Origin of the sequence: Achromobacter sp. Marseille-Q0513 (assembly GCF_018195695.1) — a bacterium.
Classification (GTDB): Bacteria; Pseudomonadota; Gammaproteobacteria; order Burkholderiales; family Burkholderiaceae_B; genus Achromobacter.
Window position 1 is genome coordinate 1 of the sequence record NZ_JAGTJY010000224.1, and the last position, 512, is coordinate 512.

Annotated in this window: 1 protein-coding gene; it reads left to right on the forward strand. The window is 67.2% G+C overall.

What is annotated here, in order from left to right:
* Nucleotides 1–289: 289 nt before the first annotated feature.
* A partial coding sequence (locus KDH83_RS32705; RefSeq protein ID WP_249205394.1) for an MFS transporter occupies nucleotides 290–512 on the forward strand: 223 nt, incomplete at its 3' end.

The window sequence follows — 512 nt, forward strand, 5'->3', positions numbered from 1 at the left end:
GCGCTACGCGCTCCCCCCTCAAGGGGGCGCCGCTGCGGACCGGAGGGATGGCCCCCCCCAAGCGCTACGCGCTTCCCCCTCAAGGGGCGCCGCTGCGGACCGGCAAAGCCGGCTCCGCGCGGCCCCGTTCGCGGCGATGTGCCGCCGGGGCGGCTCCTGCGGATAGGTAGAGATTTGCGGGGTTTGCAAGCTTCTGTTCAGCTTGTTGAGAATTATTATCAAATCCATTGACCGGCGGTCAGTCGAAAAATAGAATGGAGCTTCCATAACCCGTAGTACGCCCCTCGCCATGCACGCTTCCCGCCGCCGCGCCCTGCTCGTCGCCGTCAATCTCGGCAGCTTCGTCGCCACCCTGGACATCAGCATCGTCAACGTCGCCCTGCCCGCCATGCAGGCGGCCCTGCGCACCGACATGGCCGGGCTGCAATGGGTGGTGGACGCCTATGCGCTGTGCCTGTCGGCCTTCATCCTGTCGGCCGGGCCGCTGGGCGACCGCTATGGGCGCAAGCGTT